Here is a 22184-nt window from a genome sequence, read left to right as displayed (position 1 = left end):
GGAGCAAGGGAGCTATCGCGCCACTTGCGGGCGAAAGCGCGTAGCGGGACGAAGTACGGCTTTGAACCTTATCTTTTTCGTAAAAAGTAAAAAGTAAAAAGTAAAAAGATAATCCCCATAAATAAATTGAGGGGATTTGATAAAAACATTTATTTCTCGCGCTACGCGTCTTGAAATAAATGTTTTTATTTCGTTCCATAAATGAATTTAGGGGCTTCTCTACGAGATCCAACATAAGAATCGCTGTCAAACTAACCAGATAATAAAGACTGAATTTCTCCCTGGATATTGCCACGGGCACATGGTTCAGCGAACTCTAACATTAAAGGCGTAAAGTAGATACGCGATCGCTTTAAAAATCCCTCTAAAACCTGCTGACGACCTGTGATATAATTTTTTTCTGCTACCCACGCATATTCCTGGCGAATACCATAGGTGTATTCTCCATACTGCACTGGGTCAGTAGCCAAAATCGCTAAATCTGCATCCAGTAAAACTTGGCTGTCATAATCATTCACCGCAGCTTGGTGGTGTTTAGTGTTCAGAATGAGATGGGTGACAGTAGTGATGATAATTTCTGGAATACCCAAATTACTCAGCAATTCAGAAGCATAGTCTGCACTTCGTTCTTCATTATCTTGAGCTTGAGAGTCATACACTACATCGTGAAACCAGGCAGCTAGTTGCACAGCTGCTACGTTATTGGTGTAGCCTTGCAAAATCTGAATTGTGTTGAGGACATGATCGATGTGTTTCAGTGTATGGTAGTAGCGACCAGGGGTAGAGTAAGCTGCAACCAAAAGATTAAAGGCTTTATCAGCCGCTACCTGGTCAACGCCAAAGGGTTGGAGTGTGTGTTGCCAGTTAGAAAATAAAATATGCGTAAGGTTTTCTGTAGGCATAAATGTAGTATTGACGCTCTTAGTATGACTGAGCTAATCTCTTGTGTTGCAACATCTGTCTATCAAGTTAGAAATAGATCAACAAAAGGATAACATTTGTTATTGAATTGGGCATTGGGGAAAGATTTACTACAACTTCTCCCTCATCCCCCTCATCCCCCTAAATATGGTGACTGCGAAATGAAAGCGTCAAAATAGAAGACACAGGCTTTATAAAAAAAGCCTTGCCTTGATTAACGGAGTTTATTATCAGTGGTATTACAAGTACAAACAAGCACCTACGAAGCTAAAACCCAAGAAATTGCTAAACAACTTCTAGCAGCAACCCAGGAAAATCGTTCGTTTTTTTCTTCCCTGCGGGATCAAATGCGCTGGGATGATAAATTACTAGCTTGGGCGATGAGTAATCCTGGCTTGCGGGTGCAACTATTTCGCTTTATAGATACACTACCTGCTTTACACAGTAAATCAGAAATTGCCTCACATTTACAAGAATATCTCGGCGATGAATCTGTAGAATTACCGGCAGCTTTGAAGGGGATGCTAAACTTTGCTAATCCCGACTCTGTACCAGGACAAGTTGCTGCTACAACCGTTGGTACAGCGGTTGAGACTCTTGCCCATAAATATATTTCTGGGGAAAATATTAAACAAGTCATCAAAACAGTTGAACGACTGCGAAAAGAAAAAATGGCTTTCACCATCGACTTACTTGGTGAAGCCGTGATTACCGAACCCGAAGCGCAGTCTTATCTAGAACGCTATCTAGAATTAATGCAACAATTGGTGGAAGCATCGAAGAATTGGTCAGCTATCCCGGCTATTGATGAGGCTGATGGTGAAGCAATCCCAAAAGTTCAAGTTTCTGTTAAATTAACGGCGTTTTATTCCCAATTTGACCCATTAGATGCTAAAGGTAGTGAGGAGCGAGTTAGCGATCGCATTCGTATTCTCTTACGTCGTGCTAAAGAGTTGGGCGCAGCTGTGCATTTTGATATGGAACAGTATGCCTATAAGGATATAACTCTCAGCATTCTGAAAAAACTGTTACTCGAAGAAGAGTTTCGGCAACGTACAGATATTGGCATCACAATTCAAGCATATCTGCGTGATAGCGAGCAAGATGTCAAAGACGTAATTTCTTGGTTGAAACAGCGCGGTTATCCGCTAACTATCCGTTTAGTGAAAGGCGCATATTGGGATCAGGAAACGATCAAAGCAGCCCAAAAGCATTGGAAACAGCCAGTTTACAACGATAAAGCGGCAACTGATGCGAACTTTGAAACCATCACTCAGTTGTTGTTAGAAAATCATCAATATGTCTATTCTGCCATTGGTAGCCATAATGTGCGATCGCACTCTCGCGCTATTGCCATCGCTGAAAGTTTAAATGTCCCTCGCCGTCGATTTGAATTGCAAGTCCTCTATGGGATGGGTGATAAAGTTGCCAAGGCGTTGGTTGACAGGGGTTATCGGGTAAGAGTTTACTGTCCCTACGGTGAATTATTACCTGGAATGGCGTATTTAATTCGGCGGTTGTTGGAAAATACAGCTAATAGTTCTTTTTTACGGCAAAATCTCGAAAATCGACCAATTGAAGAATTATTAGCGCCGCCAATTGTCAAAGAAGAAAAAAACTCTTTAACTCCTAACGTACAGACGCGATTAATCGCGTCTCTCCAAACTCCTAACTCTCATTTCCCCGGTGCGGCTGATACCGATTACGCCCAGAAAGATGTGAGAACAAAGGCGGCGCAAGCTTTCCAAAACGTTCGCCAACAGCTGGGTAAAACTTATTTACCTCTAATTAATGGCGAGTATGTCAATACACCAGAATTTGTTGATTCTCTCAATCCTTCTAATTTCAGTGAGGTAATTGGTAAAGTTGGGTTGATTAGCGTTGAACAGGCGGAACAGGCGATGCAAGCTGCGAAAGCGGCGTTTCCTGGGTGGAAGAAAACACCAGCCAAACAACGCGCTGATATTTTGCGGAAAGCGGGTGATTTACTGGAGGAACGCCGCGCCGAACTTTCAGTTTGGATAGTTTTGGAAGTTGGTAAACCAGTTAAGGAAGCTGATGGAGAGGTTTCGGAAGCGATAGACTTCTGTCGATACTACGCTGACGAGATAGAACGGTTAGACGAAGGTGTGAATTACGACATTGCCGGTGAAACTAATCGTTATATTTACCAGCCACGGGGTATTGCTGTAGTGATTTCTCCCTGGAATTTCCCGCTAGCAATCGCTTGTGGAATGACTGTCGCAGCTTTGGTTTCAGGCAATTGCACTCTCCTCAAACCTGCGGAAACATCTTCTGTAATTACGGCAAAACTCACAGAAATTTTGATCGAGGCTGGTTTCCCCAAAGGTGTATTTCAATACGTACCGGGTAAAGGTTCCCAAGTTGGGGCTTATTTGGTAAATCATCCAGATACTCATGTAATTGCTTTTACGGGTTCCCAGGAAGTCGGATGTAGAATTTACGCAGAAGCGGCAACTTTGAAACCCGGGCAAAAGCATATAAAGCGGGTGATTGCGGAAATGGGTGGCAAAAACGCCATTATTGTCGATGAAAGTGCTGATTTAGACCAGGCTGTTGTCGGGGTAGTGCAATCGGCATTTGGTTACAGTGGACAAAAATGTTCTGCTGCTTCCAGGGTGATTGTGTTGCAACCAATTTATGATGCCTTTATACAACGGTTGGTGGAAGCGACAAAATCCTTGAACATTGGGGAAGCAGAGTTACCGAGTACCCAAGTTGGGCCAGTAATTGATGCTAATGCCCGCGATCGCATCCGCGAGTATATTGAGAAGGGTAAGGCAGAAGCACAACTAGCATTGGAATTACCAGCACCCGAACAAGGATATTTTATCGGGCCAGTCATTTTTAGTGAAGTATTGCCAAATGCGATAATTTCCCAGCAAGAAATTTTTGGCCCTGTACTGGCGGTAATTCGGGTGAAAGATTTCCAGGAAGCGCTAACAGTCGCTAACGGGACAAACTACGCCTTAACTGGAGGACTTTATTCTCGAACACCTTCGCACATTCAACAGGCGCAGACAGAATTTGAAGTCGGGAATTTGTACATTAACCGCAATATTACCGGAGCGATCGTTGGACGGCAACCCTTTGGTGGATTCAAACTTTCTGGAGTAGGTTCTAAAGCAGGCGGCCCTGATTACCTGCTGCAATTCTTGGAACCACGCGCGGTTACAGAAAATATTCAGCGCCAAGGTTTTGCACCAATTGAAGGTGCAGAGTGAACGATAAAAGTAGGTAGTAGTCTGTCAAATTCCCTGTAGAGACGGCGATTTATCGCGTCTCTCTAGATTTATCGCATCTCTCTAACCGTCAAAATGAATTTGACAGACTAGCAGGGCGTATGTCCTATCTATTAGACATAGGAATGAAAATGAATGTAGAGACGTTACATATAACGTCTCTACATAGGTTTTAGAGGATGTTTTAAAATTTGAATTCCGCCTTGCGTACTAGGGTGTTGCCTCCTGCGTTGGTGTCGGTGTAGGAGTGGGGGTTTCTGTGGGAGTTGGTGTAGAAGTTGGCGTTGGCGTGGGAGTTTCTGTAGGCGTTGGTGTGGTCGATGGGGTGGAAGTTGGCGTTGGTGTGGGAGTTTCTGCTGTAATGGTGAGTTGATAATCTACTGGTTTTGTTGCTGTGGAAACCACGACAAACTCGTAAAATCCGTTTTCTGGTAATTTAGTTGACAAACTGCGCTTGGTAGAATCTTCTAAAAATTGAATTTTGCCAGATGGTGAATAGACTGATAATAAAACTTGAGAATTTCCTTGTAGTTTCAAGTCCAGAAATTGGTCTTTGGCAAGTCCAGCAATAAATACCTTACCACCGCCAGGTTGAAGAGTGCCGTTAACCGTTTTGCCGATCGCACCTGGATCAAAGACAAGTTTCTGGAAAGTGCTACCAGCAAGGATAGCGCTGAGTTGATCGCTTACAAAACCATACCAAACTTGTCCAATAGGCTGACCTTGGAAATTTTTACCCCGCTGTTCAGGAAATACACTGAAAAAAGCAGCATCTCCCAAATCATATAAGGAACGACTACCAACGTTGATTTTATTGACTTCCACTTTCCAGTGATCGCGTTCAGCAGTTGTGTAACTTCCCAGTTGTCGGCGGGCATTGGAACTCAGTGGTGCAAGCTTTTCTAGTAATTCTGAGGCGGTTTTATCCCATTCTGCGCGCAAACTCTCATCTTCAGAACCATTGCTGAGAGTGCGTCCCCGTAAACTGGGATTTTTATCCCAAAAAACTTGATTCACCAAGTTCACGTAGAAGTTAGAGTCAATACCCAACTGTTGACGGCGATCGCTTAATTTTTCTTTACGCTGCCGTTCTGCTGATGAATATTGCGCTAAAGGATCGGTTGGTTGTTCACTGGTTGGAATTGGGCTGGCTGTGGGATTAGGTTTTACTTCCCCGATATCGCCGCGGCCAGTCACTCCCCACCAAATTAATCCAATACTACCAGCCGCTAGCACCGTTATTAGGAAGGTTTTTGTTGGTGTCCACCAAGGGGGAGGGGGGGGAGATGGGGGAGATGAGGGGGATGGGGGAGGTGGGGAGATGGCGACGGTGGCGGATGTGGGTTGTGGTGGAGTGGGGTATTGAGTTGGGGGATAGTTTGCTGGGGGTGAGTTGATAGCTTGGAGTACTTGACGGGCTGATTGATAGCGATCGCCTGGTCTGGCAGATAGCATTTTATCTAATACTTGTGCCAAAATTTGACTCAGGTTAACTTCACGCCGCCACTGCCAACTGAGAGTATAGGTATCAATTAATTCTTGGGGTTGTTTTCCTGTCAGTAAAACCAACATTGTTGCGGCCAAAGCATACAAGTCGCTATGGGGAGATACTAACCCAGTTTGCATCTGTTCTGCGGGAGCAAATCCGACTTTACCCAATAGGGTTGGTGATGGGGAAGATGCAACCATACCAGGTTGGTAATATTCGGAAGCAACGGTTGCTACCACTTGTTTGACACCGCCAAAATCAATTAACACTGGCAGTTTGTCAACAGTGCGAAGCATTAAGTTATCTGGAGAAATATCTCGATGAATAACGCCAATGGAGTGAATATATTCCAACACTGGCAAAATTTGCTGCAACAATTGGCGGACTTCCACCTCCGTAAAGCGCAAACCCTGTTGTATGCGAGCATTTAACAACGAGTTATAAGTTTCCCCTTCGACATAATCTTGTACCAAAAACAGATATTCTTTGCCCCCTAAAGTCAGCCGCAGTAGTTCTCGGAAGCGTGGAATTTGGGGATGTTGCAATTTATATAGAACACTCGCCTCTCTCTCAAACAGTTCTTCAGCTTTTTGGACAACGTAAGCGGTTTGAACTTGGGGAGAAAATTCTTTTAAAACACAAAGTTCGCGGAAACGGTTGACATCTTCAGCTAAATAAGTACGTCCAAAGCCACCTTGGCCAATTTGACGTACAATTACATAGCGATCGCCTAAAGTTAATCCTGGTTGGATACTATAACTCATGGACGCACCCGACAATTTTTCACCACACTGGAGACAAAAGCGACTACCTGGGGAATTTTCATGTCCTTTAGAACAATATATTTTAGTCATTAGTTATTAGTCATTGGTCATTGGTCCTTAGTCATTAGTCCTTAGTCATTAGTTATTTGTGACTCTTCCCCAGTCCCCAGTCCCCAGTCCCCAATCCCCAATCCCCAGTCCCCAGTCCCCAATCCCCAGTCCCCAATCCCCAATCCCCAGTCCCCAGTCCCCAATCCCCAATCCCCAATCCCCAGTCCCCAATCCCCTTACTTGCCAGATTGTACTTTACTGACTTGATCGGCTGCGATCGCATACCAAATTTGACCAAAAGTCTGTTGATTCAGTTTCCCACGCTGCTGACCAGGAAACAACCGATCAAATTTTTCATTTGTATCTTTGGTCAGCTGATCGATTGTATAATTCCCAAACTGCCCCGATCGCGCTTGTCGTCTCCATGTTTCGTAATCTTGTGCAGTATATTTACCCAGTTTTCGACGAGATGCTGTACTGATATCAGCCTGTTCTATTTTATCCAATAAATCGTCAGCGACACCAGACCATTCATCTCGTAAACCAGCGTCTTCAGGTTTAGATGTCAGGCTACGTCCCTTTAATTCTGGTTTTTTTGTATAAAATAAATCATCTACAAAGCGAATAAAAAATCCTTCAGGAATTTCTAGCTGTTGACGACGACTGATAATTTCTTGGATATCGTGATTTTTTCCTTTCTCGCTGACTGGCTTACCACCTGGAAAGTGGGGGATTTGCGGTAATGAAGGTAATGAAATTGATGGGATGGTGATTGAAGTTACGGCCCGAATGGCTGCATTTCCCGCCGCTAAAGTTAATCCCACTAAAGCCGTTCCCCCTAAACTCATCACAAAAGGGCGAATCCAAACAGGCCAAGACATCGGTTTAACAATTGCTTGCGTTTTGCTCTGAAATCTACTCACAATAGCACTGGCGCGTTGTCTTCCCGGAGCAACTACCATCGTCTTAATCTTGCTAGTAATATAATTACCTGGGGATTTAGTCGCAGTTGGCGATGGTAAATCTTTGAGGATTTGCTCGGCTCGTTGATAGCGATCGCTCGGTTTATAAGCTAGCATCTTTTTTAACACCGCTTCCAGTTGCGGGCTAACTCGGATTTCCTTTCCCCATCCCCAAATTCCCTGATAGCTGTCGTATAATTTTTGTGGTTCTTTACCTGTGAGCAACACTAATGCAGTCACAGCTAAAGAATATAAATCGCTGCTAAAAAAGGCTTGTCCCTGCCGTAGTTGTTCTTCTGGAGCGTAGCCTTTTTTACCCAGCAGAGTGTTATTTCCAACCAACTTGGTGCGCCAAAAACCTTGAGAAGCCGGCAACTGCTTGACACCGCCAAAATCAATCAGCACTGGTAGATTATCAGAACGCCGCCAAATCAAGTTATCAGGAGAGATATCACGGTGAACGACATCTTGCGAGTGGATGTAGGATAACACAGGTAAAATTTGTTGCAGGAGGGTGATTACTTCCTCTTCACTAAAAGTTTGGCCTTGACTTTCACGCTGTTCTAATAACTGGTAGTAATTATCCCCATCCACATAATCTTGCACGAGAAAGAAAAAATCTTTAGCGCCTATTTTCACTTGTAGCGAGGTATGAAAACGTGGAATCTGGGGATGCTGGAGTTTTTTCAGAACATTCGCTTCTCGTTCAAATAACTCTTGAGCTTTTTGTAAATCTTGTTGTTCTTGTACTTGGGGTGCAAATTCCTTCAGCACACAGGTTTGATGGGATTTATTTATATCCTCAGCCAAATAGGTGCGTCCAAAACCGCCCTGCCCTAATTGACGGATAATTTGATAGCGATTATCTACAACCTGTCCTACACCAAGAGGTAATGGCTCACCGCAATGGGTACAAAAGCGGTTACTACCATTATTTGTATGTTGTTTACTGCAATAGAGCTGCATGGTGCTGAAGGATAAATTAAGGTTTTATTGAATAACTACAACGCGCCTATCCCCATTTTCGGATATCCTACGAATTAGGCTAGCGAGTCCGCGTTTGCTTTTAGCGTCTTTTAGAGAGCGTTATTACGAATTACGTAGCTTGCTTCTCGCCTTCTCTACGAGACGCTACGCGAATGGCGAGTATTACGAATTACGAATTATTTTAACGATGTTGATTTTACTTCAGGATAAACAACAAGGGTCATGAACCGGAAATCAAGACAACAGCAAGTAATCAAAGCATTTGAAGATTTTTTGTCTACCCCCCTAGAAACATTACTGCAACGGCATCTCAACACTCAAACTTCGGCAGTTTTGAGTTTATTTCACGATGTAGCGGCTAATGTACCTGCCTACAAGGCGTTTTTAGCAGAAAGAGAAATTAATCCCGCAACTATTCAAACCTTGGAGGAGTTTCAAAAACTCCCAGCGATCGCTAAACAAAATTATATCCTGCGTTATCCCTTAGCTGACTTGTGCCACAACGGACAACTAGAAGCGTGTGACATGATAGCTGCTTCATCAGGTTCCAGTGGTAAACCGACATTTTGGCCTCGTTTTTTCACAGATGAACTGCAAATAGCCACACGCTTTGAACAGATTTTTCACGATAGTTTTTACTCAGATACTAGACGTACCCTAGCAGTGATTTGTTTCACTTTAGGCACTTGGGTAGGTGGGATGTTTACCACTAATTGCTGTCGTTATCTTGCTAGCAAAGGTTATCTCATCACTGTAATTACTCCTGGTAACAATAAAGAAGAAATATTGCGAGTTGTACAAGAACTAGGTTCAGAATTTGAACAAGTGGTGTTATTAGGATACCCGCCATTTTTGAAAGATGTGATTGATACTGGTATCACCCGTGATGTGGAGTGGCAGCAATATCAGATTAAATTAGTGATGGCGGGAGAAGTATTTAGTGAAGAATGGCGGAGTTTAGTTGGCGAAAGAGTTGGTTCACAAAATCCTTGCTATGATTTTGCATCACTTTACGGCACTGCGGATGCGGGAGTTTTAGGTAATGAAACACCGTTAAGTATCTGTATTCGCCGTTTTTTGGCAGAAAATCCTGATGCAGCGAGAGCTTTATTTGGAGAATCGCGTTTACCCACATTAGTACAATACGATCCTTGCAGTCGCTTTTTTGAAGTTCAAAATGGTGGATTGTTGTTTTCGGGAGATAACGGTATTCCCTTAGTGCGTTATGACATCTTAGATACTGGCGGAATTATTAGTTATGATACCATGCTACAATTTTTGGCTGAATGGGGATTTAACCCGCTTGAATATCTCCATTCTGACACTCAACAATCAGCTAGAGGTATTCATCAGCTACCTTTTGTTTATGTCTTCGGTCGTTCTAATTTTACAGTTTCTTACTTTGGCGCAAATATCTATCCCGAAAATGTGACGGTGGGATTAGAACAACCAGTAATTCAAGAATGGGTAACGGGTAAATTTGTGTTGCAGGTGAAGGAAGATGCAGACAAGAATCGATTTTTATCTGTAGTTGTGGAGTTAGGAGCAGGGGTAGAGGGTAGTGAAGATCGAAGAGAAGCGATCGCATCTTCTATTCTTTCACAACTGCTACGCCTCAATAGCGAGTTTGCTAATTATGTTCCCCCAGAATATCAAACACCACAAGTTACATTAGCCCCAATGGGTGATTCCGAATATTTTCCTATTGGGGTGAAGCATCGTTATACGCGTAAATAGACATTCCCATTCTGTTTACAATATCTGTTTTACTAGGAGCGATCGTACTTCTTGGATTTGGATAAATTTACAAGACGCACAAAACGCACAAATACAAGACGCGATGAATCGCGTCTCTACAAGGGGGAATGGGGTGATTGTTCGTGATCGCTAGAGAGCAGTTGAGCTAGACCTAATATAATATAAGTAAAATTACTTATATTATTCGAGTAAATAGACCATGCCCTACAGACACGGCAATGTTAATTTGTCTGCCTCTACAACATAATTACAAGGTAAGACTAACAATCGATCGCTTGTCAAAAACATTGTTTTCTCGTTTAAATGAGGGGTCTGACCCTCTATTTATCATCAGTGGGAAGGGGTTTTGGTCAAGTCATGCTTGTTAGTAATCAACTTCCGCCTAACTTCACAGGATGACGCTGGCTGAACAAGCGATTAAACTATGGATAATGTCGAGCAATTGTTGCTTTTAACACCACTTACATAAATTTAATCTCATTGTTAAATCTAAAATCTCATCCCGCTATATAAAATACCAGTTATGTCAGCGTATCAAGGAAGTTGTGGGGAGACCACTAATGTGATTATTGGTGTTCACAACCAAGAAAACCTCGAATTACAAGCAAATTCTGCTCCTGTGGGTGCTCTTGCCACAAGACAAGGAACTTTTTCTACGTTTCTTGCTCCCCTGACTCAGGATACTTTTAAACAGGTGGTTCAGGATGTCGAGCAAAAATTACAGATTGTCCATCAAACCCTGTCAATGCTGGATTCTCATGGGTTTGAAACCATTCTGCAAGAAATGTTGCATTCGATTACCTTAAAAACCGGGGAATTACTGGGGGCAGATCGGACGACGATATTTTTATTGGATGAAGAAAAACAAGAACTCTGGTCAATTTTAGCTGAGGGTGAGGGCGGTCGCTCTTTAGAAATTCGCATCCCTGCTAATAAAGGCATTGGTGGTGAAGTTGCCACTTTTAAAGAAGTTATCAATATTCCCTTTGATTTTTATAACGATCCGCGATCGCATTTTGCCCAAGAACAAGAAAAAAGAACTGGCTATCGCACCTACACCATGCTCGCTTTGCCACTCTTAAATGAACATGGGCAATTAGTCGCAGTAGTACAATTACTGAATAAATTAAAATCTGGAAATAACCACGATGCTGCACTTGCAGAGCGCATTGATACCAGAGGTTTTAGCTGTGCTGACGAACAATTATTTCAAGAATTTGCCCCTTCAATTCGCCTGATTTTAGAGTCTTCGCGCTCTTTTTATGTAGCTACCCAAAAACAAAGAGCTGTGGCGGCGCTGATGAAGGCAATTAAGTCCCTCTCTCAAAGCAGTCTCGACTTAGAAGACACGCTGAAACGAGTGATGGATGAAGCCAAGGAACTGATGAATGCCGATCGCAGTACACTATGGTTAATAGACCGCGATCGTCATGAATTGTGGACGAAAATCACTCAGGATGATGGTTCAACGAAAGAGTTGCGAGTCCCCGTAGGTAAAGGCTTTGCTGGGATTGTAGCGGCTTCTGGCAAGAAGCTGAATATTGGCTTTGATTTGTACTACGATCCTGACTCAGAAACAGCCCAACAACTAGACCAGCAAAATGGCTATCGCACCTGTAGTTTACTTTGTATGCCAGTGTTTAATGCCGATCAACAACTGATTGGCGTTACCCAACTCGTAAATAAAAAGAAAAATGGTGATTTTCCGCCTTATAATCCAGCTGATTGGCCCAAAGCTCCCGACTGCTTCCAAGCTAGCTTTGACCGCAACGATGAAGAATTCATGGAAGCTTTTAATATTCAAGCGGGAGTAGCGCTGCAAAATGCCCAGTTGTTTGCCACAGTCAAGCAACAAGAACAAATGCAACGGGATATTCTGCGTAGTCTTTCCAATGGAGTCGTTTCCACTGATAAAACTGGGTTAATTATCGCCGCCAACGAAAGCGCCCAACGTTTGCTAGGGCTGGGAATAAATGACCGTTTAGAAGGTAAATTAGTTAATGATGTCATTGGCATCAAAGAAGGTGACTTTAGCAAGTGGTATCAGGATGCTTTACATGCAGTTGACTTAAAGGGTCGCCAGCAATATTACCCCGATCGCACACTCATAACCACTGGTACAGAACAGCATAGTATTAATTTATCGATTAACACAATTGCCGATGCTAGCGACCAAGAGCAAGTCCGTGGGGCGCTGGTGGTGATGGAAGATATTAGTGATGAAAAGCGGCTCAAGAGTACGATGTACCGCTACATGACCCAGGAATTAGCCGAAGAATTGCTGAAATTAGATGATGCTAAACTAGGAGGCGATCGCAAAGAAGTTTCGATATTATTTTCGGATATTCGCGGCTACACCACTTTGACAGAAAACTTAGAAGCAGAAGAAGTGGTGAGTATGCTCAATGAATATTTTGAATCAATGGTGGAGGCAGTCTTTAAACATAAAGGCACCCTCGACAAATACATCGGCGACGCTATCATGGCTGTCTTTGGTTCTCCTCTACCATTAGAAGAACACGCTTGGATGGCAGTGCAAACATCCTTAGAAATGCGCCATCGCCTGCACGAATTTAATCAACGTCGCCATACAGATGATAAGCCCAAAATTAAAATCGGCATTGGCATCAACTCCGATACCGTGATTAGTGGAAATATCGGCTCTAGTAAGCGGATGGAATTTACCGCTATTGGTGATGGCGTTAATCTTGGCTCTCGATTAGAGAGTGTCAGTAAACAGTATGGTTGCGATATTATTATTAGCCATAACACTTTTCAACCATGCCAAGATCAAATTTGGGCTAGAGAACTAGATTACATTCGTGTTAAGGGTAGAAATGAGCCAGTAGCCATATATGAATTATTGGGTTTGCGTTCCAATCCGATTGAAAGTGAAAAATTGCAAGTGATTGAGCATTATCATAAAGGACGTGAGTATTACCTCAAGCGGCAGTTTTCTTTTGCTAGAGCCGAGTTTGCCAAAGTTTTAGCAGTTGATAACCATGACAAAGCTGCTATGTTGCACCTACTGCGTTGTCAGCATTGGTTACAATCACCCCCAACAGAATCAGATTGGGATGAAGGAGTCTGGACATTTCAAGAAAAATAACTGGTCAAACTTCAGATAGAGATTGCACCATTGACATACTCCCCCGAATCCGCTTCGCTAAATTCGGGGGATTCTAGGCTCAAACAGCGATTGCTGGCATAGCCAGTCTGACATCACCTAACCCAGCAGTCGATACCCTGACTGCACAAATATTCCGCGCTGCGTTGTCATTTCCTAAAGGAATATCCAATTTCTCTCAGGTTTATGGCAGATACCGAATCATCCTTACCCAATCTTGAGTTGAGCCGACATTCGGATTTTCACTGAAGTCAAGAGTACCATATATTTGTCCTTGACGATTAATCCAATAGTAGTTGTAGTTTGTTGGTAACTCGACGGTTGGATAACCGTAAGGGTTTGTCCAAGTTGTGACATTGCCCAGATTCTCACGAAATTGGAAGTTTTGACGATCTATAGACTCACCTCGTTGGCGGTTTACCTCGTCCCAGGTACGCTGAGACCATTCGCGGTATTCCCTGTGCCTCTGCCCCTCAGTTTGCGAGATTTCTAGGTTCTGCGCCATAATCCCTTGTATTCCGAAGGCTGCCCCATTGGTTGCTGAAACCTGAGATGCTACTTGTGGCAACCATGAAGCATAATTAGCCCACTGTAATTGGTGGGATGCTGCACAAGTCATCACCATCGTACACAGGTTGTAGCTATATGCAACGTTGCACTTCGCTATTCCTTGATAGGGTATACCATTGTACATGTATGTGCAATCAAACTCATAAGCAACCGTGCATCCAGCAATCGGTTGAGCTTGGCGGGGTTGGCTCATCCGTAGGTCATAGGGCTGCATTGCCAAAAGCTTCTCATAGACGAACTGCCAGGGGTTGTAGTTTACTGCCAGTCCAGAATTCCCCACCATAATCGTCAAAGCAGCATTGTCTGGGGAAAATAGGACAACGGCAAATTGTCCATCCTCAACCACTCGCCAACCACTTGGGACTACATAGTTAAAGTAATTTCCGCGTCGGATTTCCAGCGAACCAGGGGTTGAAGCCTGAGAGGAAAAAGAAGACTGATTGTAGTTGTACATTTAGCTTTGTAGCAAATATTGGGATTAATACTGGATACATCTTGAGTATGGGGTTTTACGCACTGGGTTGCAACTTTTCCTCTCTTCTCTTCTTAGGCTGCGCCAACGAGACGCTATTCGCGAACGCTTGTATTTTGGGCGATCGCTGGAATGTTTTTTCATAACATCAACTTCTTGTCAGATATAGTATATTTGTACTGAAATTTTAGAGTAAGCCTTATTCCTTGGCTTAAGTGTGGAGATTTTATTTTTTTATATTATGTATGCTTGAACGGTGACTTTCGTCATGGATGTATTTATGACTTTTGTAGGAATATTTTTTTCAATAAAAGAGTTTTAATAATGTGAGGTAGAAACTAAATAATCTAAAATCTATTGGATATCGGCTTTCAACAAGTATCTGATAATTCCGGTAAAGTTATGGTTTTTCTTATCTATATTAATTTTATTTAGTAACTCCTAATAATAGATTTTTTTGGGTTAAAAGAAGAATAAAAATGAGCTACTATGATTTCGATGAGCATTTCTGGTCGCGAAAAACTGTCTGTATTCAATCAAAATCAGGAGACTATAGCCGAAAATCTTCTGATAAGAACTTAATTAATATTATCCTAATAATATTGATATTTGTATGTACAGGCTTGTTCATAACGATTTTATTTAGAATCAGCAATAGCAATCTAGATAGAAATTTTATCAATAAAAATAATGTTGATGGTAATTGCTTGATACTTAAAAGTAACAGTGGATTTCAAATTTATTGCTCTAAATTAGACTAATTTTAATAATTAAAAATTCCAAATTAAGTCGGAGAAGCATACTCCCCACAGTGATGGCGGCGATCGCTTTGTTTCGTTGAGATTTCCTCGTCACTGTATAGGCTTGAGCTTTCGGTATCCCATGATTGATCTGAAACTCGCGGATGTAATTTACAAGAACTGGGCCGATAACACCTGCGACAGACCATGCCGTGAGCAACCGTCCATGAATAGCGCCAACCTGCATTGTTCCAAATAAATCACGCAGATAAGCAGGAATGGTGGCAAATCCACCACCATACATGGTCAAAATGATACAAAAACCGATGTAAAACAGTAGAATATTCCCAAGTTCGCCAATTGTCGGAATTGAAGCATACAAAAGTATGCCTAAACCAAAGAAAATCATATAGGTTTGTTTCCTGCCAATGTAGTCTGATAAAGATGACCAGAAAAACCGACCAACCAAATTAAACAAGCTTAACAGCACGACAAATCCAGCACCGACTGAGGGAGAAACCTTAAAGATTTCCTGAATCATGGGCGAAGCTTGGCTTAAAACACCAATTCCGGCGGTGACGTTTGTACATAATACAATCCATAACAACCAGAATTGCGGTGTTTTAATTGCGTTATCAGCAGTAATATTTGACGTTGTTACCAACTTTTGGGGTTGAGTAGGTGGTGTGTAGTGTGGGGGTTGCCAAGTAGGTGGTGCAATACGTACAAAGAAGACACCACACATCATCAGACAAAAGTAAATTACACCCATAACCACAAATGTTTGCCATACCCCGACAGAGGTGGAAGATTTAAAATGCTCCATCAGTGCTACCGCGAGTGGCGAACCAATGATCGCTCCGCCACCAAATCCCATAATTGCCATCCCTGTTGCCATCCCTGGACGGTCGGGAAACCATTTAATTAACGTCGAGACAGGAGAAATATAGCCAATACCTAAGCCAATACCGCCTAATACACCGTAACCAAGATAAACAAGTACAATCTGATGTAAATACACTCCAAAAGCAGAAATAAAGAAGCCGCCGCTAAAGCAGAGTGTTGCAACAAACATTGCTTTGCGGGGGCCTTGTTTTTCAACCCATTTGCCAAATAGAGCCGCAGAAATCCCTAGAAAGGCAATCGCACTAGAAAATATCCAGCCGAGAGTCGGTAAGTTCCAATCAGTCGGTGCTGATTGGGTAATGCCGATAAGTTTGGTCATTGGCAAGTTGAACACACTAAACGCATACACTTGTCCGATGCACAAGTGTATTGCTAATGCTGCTGGAGGAATTAGCCAACGATTAAATCTAGGCTGTGCAATGGTTCGTTCTTTGTCTAAAACAGAAGTTACTTTATTTTTCAAGTTTTTCTCCTAGATCAAAAATTAGATTGAACTGGGTATTAGGATTTGGATAGGGATTCCCCAAGCAAATCTTACTCATATTGTCTGACCCAGGCTCATCAACGAAAATCGGCGGGAATCCCATCCCAACAAGAGGGGTGTCCGGGATAGCCGCCCGCCGATTTAGTCATTAGTTATTGGTGCTAATGACTAATGACTTCGATTTCCCCCCGGCTTGAAGCTGGGGGATGAGTTAAAACCACTTTATAGGATAGCGATCGCTCTTGAGGTACAACTTTGATTCTCTACGAGACGCTCTGCGCGTTAGCTTGAATTTTAGGAGGGCGATGCCTACAGCGGCAAGCTACGCTCCTCAAAGCATTTTATCTAAGAATTTTCTAAAGGCGATCGCTCTGGCAATAGAAGTGAAATAATAAATTAATACGCCTTGCTGGTACTAGAGATGGAGCAATGACCTACATCATGCACGACGCTCTAGAAGTAGCAAAGCTTGCTGCTAGTGACATCTCGGCAAGGCTTTGCTCCAAACCAGAAACTATTAGACATCTCCGAAAATGAATGTAGAGACGTAGCAGTGCTACGTCTCTACAAGGACTCTGGATAACGCATATTTAATTTCTGGAGATGTCTATTATCTGTATCGTTCGCGGAGCGTGTCGTAGACAGGATTTACGAGTTGCTAATATGGTAAAGAACCATAAATTAGCTTTGAGTATTTCAGACGCTAGTTGGTCAAAATTCGTTACAATGCTCGAATATAAAGCTAACTGGCATGACAGAATTTTGCAGAAAGTTGGCACTTTTTACCCCTCGTCTCAGACTTGTAACTGTTGTGGTTTTATTAACCCATTAGTTAAAGATTTAAAGCTGCGTGAATGGTCTTGTCCTATCTGTGGTAATTACAAATTGAGAGACCTGAATGCAAGTTTAAATATTCTGAGTGAGGGGTTGAGAATTTTAACAGCGAAAAACGGGGGTATTAATACTGCTGGGGTATCCCCAGCAGCAAAGAGACTTTTCAAGACAGCAGCCGTCGGTGCTAGGGATGCTCTAAACGCCTGTGGAGAACTTGTAAGACCTGGAGTAATTCAGGCTCAGATCATTGAAGCAGGAATCGCATGACTAAAAGTCATGCGAGGTTCAAATCTAGTTGGTATTAACAGATTAATGATGGTTGTGTTTCCCGTGATGCTTACCCTCTTTCCAAGGTTCGCCAGAAAAAGGTTGTACGCCAATTGCTGGATAGCTGTCATGATTAGGACTGAATACTTCAAGTGCAGCTTCAGTCACATATCCCAACGTTTGTTCTAAACTAGAAATACCAAATTTCATAGACATTTCACGAAATCCTTTACGCGAGATATGCATATTTAAGCAAGCTATTATGTCAGTCACTAGAGAAAAAAGTCATGACTATAACCATGACTAAAATCATGGTTATAGTCATGACTTAGAGACGGACAAAAAATCAAAAAAAGTGATAGCTCTCCCAATTGGGGTTCAGCCGGGATACCTTCTCAATAGGACACATTGTAAAGTCTTGTAACGTATATCAAGGGTTGGGCTTGATATACGGTTGTTTCAATACCAAACTTTGCTTCACTCCTCCAGTTGAAACATTCCCAAAAAGAACTAGTCGTTTGGGGACAGTATTAGGTACAGTGGCGACCAAAGTAATTTGATTGCGATCGCTCTCCTGATTCAAGCGAACGCGAGCAGCGTCTCTTTATATATGGGTTATGTGCCTACGGCGGCAAGCTACGCCGCACCCATCAAGCGTTTGGGTTCAGCGTCTCGTAGAGAGGAAATATATCAGTCCGATCGCCCCAATTAAATTATTAGAGGAAAATGGGGGGTGATCGCAGATTTACTATTTATCGGGAAAGGCAGGGGGCAGGAGGCAGAAGGCAGAAGGGAATTCTGACTCGTGTCAAGAAGCCCGTGACCGAAGGGAACAAGGGTTTAAGACCCCCACCAAATTTTCAATTTGGTGGCCTCAATTTAGGAGGGGTTTGAATCCCCTTCTAAATTGAACCTTCTGCCCTCTGCCCTCTGCCTTCTGCCTTCTTCAATTTCTAGTACATTACTCCCAGTTCACCCATTTTTTAATAAGTTAGGAAAAATGGGCAGTCAGAAGTATATTGAGCGACATATTTCCAAAAATAAGATATAGGAATCTAATTTGATTTCTGAACTGACTTTCCCTTCGATGTGGTGGGACTGTGCAATCGCTTAGTTACTTGTGATATAAAAAATTGAGTATTTCTAACAGATAAAATCTATTTAAATTACTTTTTATAAAATCTTAATATTTCTCAACTAAGTTTAAAAAATCTTGGGATTGAGTTCATAATTAAGTAGCGATCGCTTTGTAAAGGTTAGTTGATATTTCTTGTCAAACTGCTAGTAAAGTTAGAAACTAAGAAATACAACACACGCAATTATTTTATGACTGCTATTTCTAACCTTGAATTCAAACGACCAATTTGGCAAACTGCAATCATATTGACTTTGGGCTTTTGGCTCAGTGCAAGTCTAGTGTTAGACTGGGTAATTATGCCTAGTCTTTATCTTTCTGGGATGATGAACCAAGCTGGTTTTACGACAGCAGGCTATACGATTTTTTGGAACTTCAATCGGATGGAATTATTATCCGCTGCGATCGTATTGACAGGGGCGCTAGCTTTAGGAAAAACTCAATATCACTGGCGTATTGGTAGTATTGTTTTATCTGGGCTGTTGCTAACTATAGCTATGCTTGACACCTATTTCTTAACTCCGCAGATGTGCGCCATAGGAGTTCAACTCAACCTATTTGAAACTGCTGCTGCTATTCCATCGACAATGAATTTACTGCACGGTGGTTATTGGCTACTGGAAGTAGTGAAGCTGATGGCATGTGGCACGCTTTTAAGCTGGTGCTGGCGGGAGCAAGTTTAAGTCGATGGAGAAATATAACAGTGAGAATGTCTAATTATAAATCTCACGCCAAAGACGCAAAGAATTTCTTTGCGTCTTTTTGCTACATATATGGGCTATGCGTACAGTTTTGTATTTGTGACTTTTAAAACTTGAGATATTTCGGGTAAATTGCTACTGTAAAATGATTCACTCATTTATAAGTGTAATTAAATAAGCATCTACAATTATCTTTTACTGTACATTTTCAGCCTTCCCGGATATCCAAACAAATAAATATTTATGACAATTTTCTAGAAGATGCTATTAATTAGTTTTCATGTTTACTTTACTGATTTATCATGAAGTTTATATATTTCTGCTAACTTTTTTTGAAAATTATAGTAACCTGAATTTTAGTGAGTACTTTGCTTGTTATCTACCATCTAGTTGAAAACAGCTATTTTGCAGGTATTTACTACCAATCAAGAATTTCGCTGTAAATTCTTGAATTTGTCACTCTAAATTGTGCAGGTGACTATTTAGCCCCAGCCCCACACAACATTAGAACCCGTTTGCAGTACTTATGAAGAGATTCCCTTCTACTGATTTGTCCGCCTGTGCATCTCACTACACACCATCATGGCGACAATTATCAGCTGACTCATCCTTGTCCGGAGGTTTACCATTCTTGTTGTGCGATAATTTTGCCCAATCCCAACACTAAGAGTTACTCTACAATCACAAACCTAAGTAAGACATTGAGTTTTTTAAATGCTTAGTTTTTAATCATACTTTTTCTATGGAAGGAGTTTTCCTCAAGAATGAACTTCTTAAAAAAGTACCCGACCACTTTCGTCACGGCTGCAAAAACATAGTTCATCAGTGCGGACTTAATGCCTAAAAGCCTTGATTTAGAACCATTTACGTCTATATGACAGTAGATTTTGGGCGCTTCAGATTTTAGGATTGGGAGCAAAAAAAATTTTGCAAGAGAACTAAAGTATCTGTCATTTTAGCCTGAAAAATACGGATAACAATGATGCTTTTGTGACTGATGGGCGAGAGCCAATTGTCTATGGGTGGCACTTGAGTTACTGTTAGATTGGCTAGATTAGCTAAAGATACAGAAAACCAATCTAATTTTTGAAATACTATATCCTGGCAACTAGTCGGGCAATTTTGCTATTGGTCAGTAGCATGAATTGGTTTAGTTGTAACTCGCGGATTATAGCTTAACAGAGATTGGTGAATTAAGAGTTGGGGGGTGTGGAATCTCTGTACTAACTCAATTGTGACCACTATATTTATCTTGACAATGCTTCTAACAAAGTCGCAGTGAATTCCGAAAAGGTAATTCACTAATTTTGCCTGCAAATATTAATTTTATTCCAAAGCAATTCCAATGAAGACACTTCCAATTAGTAGATACAGATTTTTCCAAAAGCTTCAGCCTCTACCTTTGTTAAAAAAAATCACTGGTAAGTCGGTTACTGGTTGTTTACAAGTGTTTAGTACATCAGGCTCTTGGTCAATATATGTGGACGAGGGTAAACTAATTTATGCCTGCTACTCAGAGAAAATGTTTGAGCCGCTCTACAGAAATTTGCAGTGCTTGAGTCAGGAAATTTCTACTCTCCCTCACGGAATCAAAGACCAGTTGCGGGCAATATTTGAAACTGGTATTGAAAATCAGGCAATACCGAATCCAGATTATCTAGCTATTTGTTGGTTAGTCAATCAGAAATATATTAGTCCTTCTCAAGCAGCAATGCTGATAGAGCAATTGGCGCTAGAAGTTCTGGAGTCATTTCTGAACTTAGAAGAGGGGAGTTATGAATTTATTCCTGAAAGCTTTCTAGATGATATGCCAAAGTTTTGTCATCTAAATCTCCGCTTACTAGTTGAACAATGTCTAACACCCCAAAGCTTTGACCAAGACTCTCGTAGAGAAGTAGCTTATCGTCAAACATCACCAAGTTCTCAATCGCACACCTCACAATTTTTCCAAATAAATGAGCTACAATCTAAAGCCAAAACTACACCAAAATTGCCTGAGATAAACAGCTATAAACCAGCAGCCTACTCTATTAGGAGTAATGAATATAGGGGTCAGCAAATTATTCAACCGCCTGCTGACAAAAAAATCTACACAATCTTTTGTATTGATGACAATCCGACAGTCTTGAATGCTATTAAAAGTTATTTAGATGAGCAAACATTTTCTGTTATTGGAGTTACCGATTCTTTAAAAGCTTTAATGCAAATTGTCCGGATAAAACCCGATATAATTTTGTTGGATATTTCGATGCCTAATTTAGATGGATATGAACTCTGTTCTTTACTGCGTAAACACTCACATTTTAAGAATACACCTGTGATTATGGTGTCAGAAAAATTAGGATTTATAGATAGAGCTAAAGCTAAGATGGTTAGAGCATCAGGCTATTTAACTAAGCCTTTTACACAAGGAGATTTACTAAAAGTAATTTTTCAACATATTGTTTAATTTCCTAATATGAAAAATAACTCTACTTAATCAACCTATTCTTTGGAAGATTTAAGCTTGAGTAAGCTGTTCCATATTGAAACTGCATCTATTGGGCAGGCAAGATGCCCAACCCACAAGAATTATGTTTAATTAGATTATCCAAATTAGATATTTTTTAGCTTATTACCTGGATTGCTACCATTTTATTTATAGAAGATTTTAAAAAGTAAAAAGTAAAAAGTAAAAAGATAATCCCCATAAATAAATTTAGGGGAAATAATCACGGACGTATTATTTCTCTCTACGAGACGCAATCATGCGA

The 22184-nt window shown here is 41.5% G+C and carries 14 protein-coding genes; 7 read left to right on the top strand and 7 right to left on the bottom strand.

Annotated features, from left to right (window positions below; translation table 11 throughout):
- Positions 1–251 precede the first annotated feature (251 nt).
- Positions 252–902 (bottom strand): HD domain-containing protein, encoded by a 651-nt coding sequence (locus V7K67_RS06305; RefSeq protein WP_334729477.1) that lies wholly within the window; start codon positions 900–902, stop codon positions 252–254.
- Positions 903–1154: 252 nt separating this feature from the next.
- On the opposite strand from V7K67_RS06305, the gene pruA reads away from it, so the two are divergent.
- Positions 1155–4166, top strand: a complete 3012-nt coding sequence (pruA, locus tag V7K67_RS06300) for an L-glutamate gamma-semialdehyde dehydrogenase (protein ID WP_335165666.1) — start codon at positions 1155–1157, stop codon at positions 4164–4166.
- A gap of 228 nt (positions 4167–4394) precedes the next feature.
- Here the strand turns inward: pruA and V7K67_RS06295 are convergent, their stop codons facing one another.
- From V7K67_RS06295 to V7K67_RS06285, 3 genes are read right to left on the bottom strand one after another with little or no spacing between them, the layout of a single operon-like run.
- Complete coding sequence (locus V7K67_RS06295) at positions 4395–6527, bottom strand: serine/threonine-protein kinase (protein WP_334729479.1); 2133 nt, start codon at positions 6525–6527, stop codon at positions 4395–4397.
- 48 nt (positions 6528–6575) lie between these two features.
- Complete coding sequence (locus tag V7K67_RS06290) at positions 6576–6719, bottom strand: hypothetical protein (protein ID WP_335165664.1); 144 nt, start codon at positions 6717–6719, stop codon at positions 6576–6578.
- A 5-nt stretch (positions 6720–6724) separates the two neighbouring features.
- Positions 6725–8416 carry a serine/threonine-protein kinase gene (locus V7K67_RS06285; RefSeq protein WP_335165662.1) on the bottom strand — a complete coding sequence of 564 codons (1692 nt, stop codon included), beginning with the start codon at positions 8414–8416 and terminating at the stop codon, positions 6725–6727.
- A gap of 243 nt (positions 8417–8659) precedes the next feature.
- Between V7K67_RS06285 and V7K67_RS06280 the strand changes: the two genes are divergently transcribed.
- Complete coding sequence (locus V7K67_RS06280; RefSeq protein ID WP_334729482.1) at positions 8660–10174, top strand: phenylacetate--CoA ligase family protein; 1515 nt, start codon at positions 8660–8662, stop codon at positions 10172–10174.
- A gap of 544 nt (positions 10175–10718) precedes the next feature.
- On the top strand, positions 10719–13304 hold the full coding sequence (locus tag V7K67_RS06275) for a GAF domain-containing protein (RefSeq protein ID WP_334729483.1): 2586 nt from the start codon (positions 10719–10721) through the stop codon (positions 13302–13304).
- A gap of 202 nt (positions 13305–13506) precedes the next feature.
- On the opposite strand, the gene V7K67_RS06270 is transcribed toward V7K67_RS06275, so the two are convergent.
- Entirely contained in the window at positions 13507–14346 is an 840-nt protein-coding gene (locus V7K67_RS06270; protein ID WP_335165660.1) for a hypothetical protein, read from the bottom strand.
- A 765-nt stretch (positions 14347–15111) separates the two neighbouring features.
- Positions 15112–16473, bottom strand: a complete 1362-nt coding sequence (locus V7K67_RS06265; protein ID WP_335165658.1) for an L-lactate MFS transporter — start codon at positions 16471–16473, stop codon at positions 15112–15114.
- 684 nt (positions 16474–17157) lie between these two features.
- Here V7K67_RS06265 and V7K67_RS06260 point away from each other — a divergent pair.
- The gene (locus V7K67_RS06260) at positions 17158–17595 is read left to right on the top strand and encodes a zinc ribbon domain-containing protein (protein ID WP_442943771.1); all 438 of its coding nucleotides are present in this window, start codon (positions 17158–17160) and stop codon (positions 17593–17595) included.
- 42 nt (positions 17596–17637) lie between these two features.
- Here V7K67_RS06260 and V7K67_RS06255 read toward each other — a convergent pair whose 3' ends face one another.
- Entirely contained in the window at positions 17638–17811 is a 174-nt protein-coding gene (locus tag V7K67_RS06255; protein ID WP_334729487.1) for a hypothetical protein, read from the bottom strand.
- Positions 17812–18151: 340 nt separating this feature from the next.
- Between V7K67_RS06255 and V7K67_RS06250 the strand changes: the two genes are divergently transcribed.
- The 3 genes from V7K67_RS06250 to V7K67_RS06240 all read left to right on the top strand — a co-directional run bounded on the left by V7K67_RS06250 (position 18152) and on the right by V7K67_RS06240 (position 21880).
- Entirely contained in the window at positions 18152–18307 is a 156-nt protein-coding gene (locus tag V7K67_RS06250) for a hypothetical protein (protein WP_334729488.1), read from the top strand.
- Positions 18308–18921: 614 nt separating this feature from the next.
- Positions 18922–19413, top strand: coding sequence for a hypothetical protein (locus tag V7K67_RS06245; protein WP_334712039.1), 492 nt, complete (start codon positions 18922–18924; stop codon positions 19411–19413).
- A gap of 1363 nt (positions 19414–20776) precedes the next feature.
- The gene (locus V7K67_RS06240) at positions 20777–21880 is read left to right on the top strand and encodes a response regulator (protein WP_334729489.1); all 1104 of its coding nucleotides are present in this window, start codon (positions 20777–20779) and stop codon (positions 21878–21880) included.
- The last annotated feature ends 304 nt before the right edge of the window (positions 21881–22184 follow it).

It is taken from the genome of Nostoc sp., assembly GCF_036917155.1.
GTDB lineage: Bacteria > Cyanobacteriota > Cyanobacteriia > Cyanobacteriales > Nostocaceae > Nostoc.
This window is presented reverse-complemented; position numbering and strand designations above follow the sequence as displayed.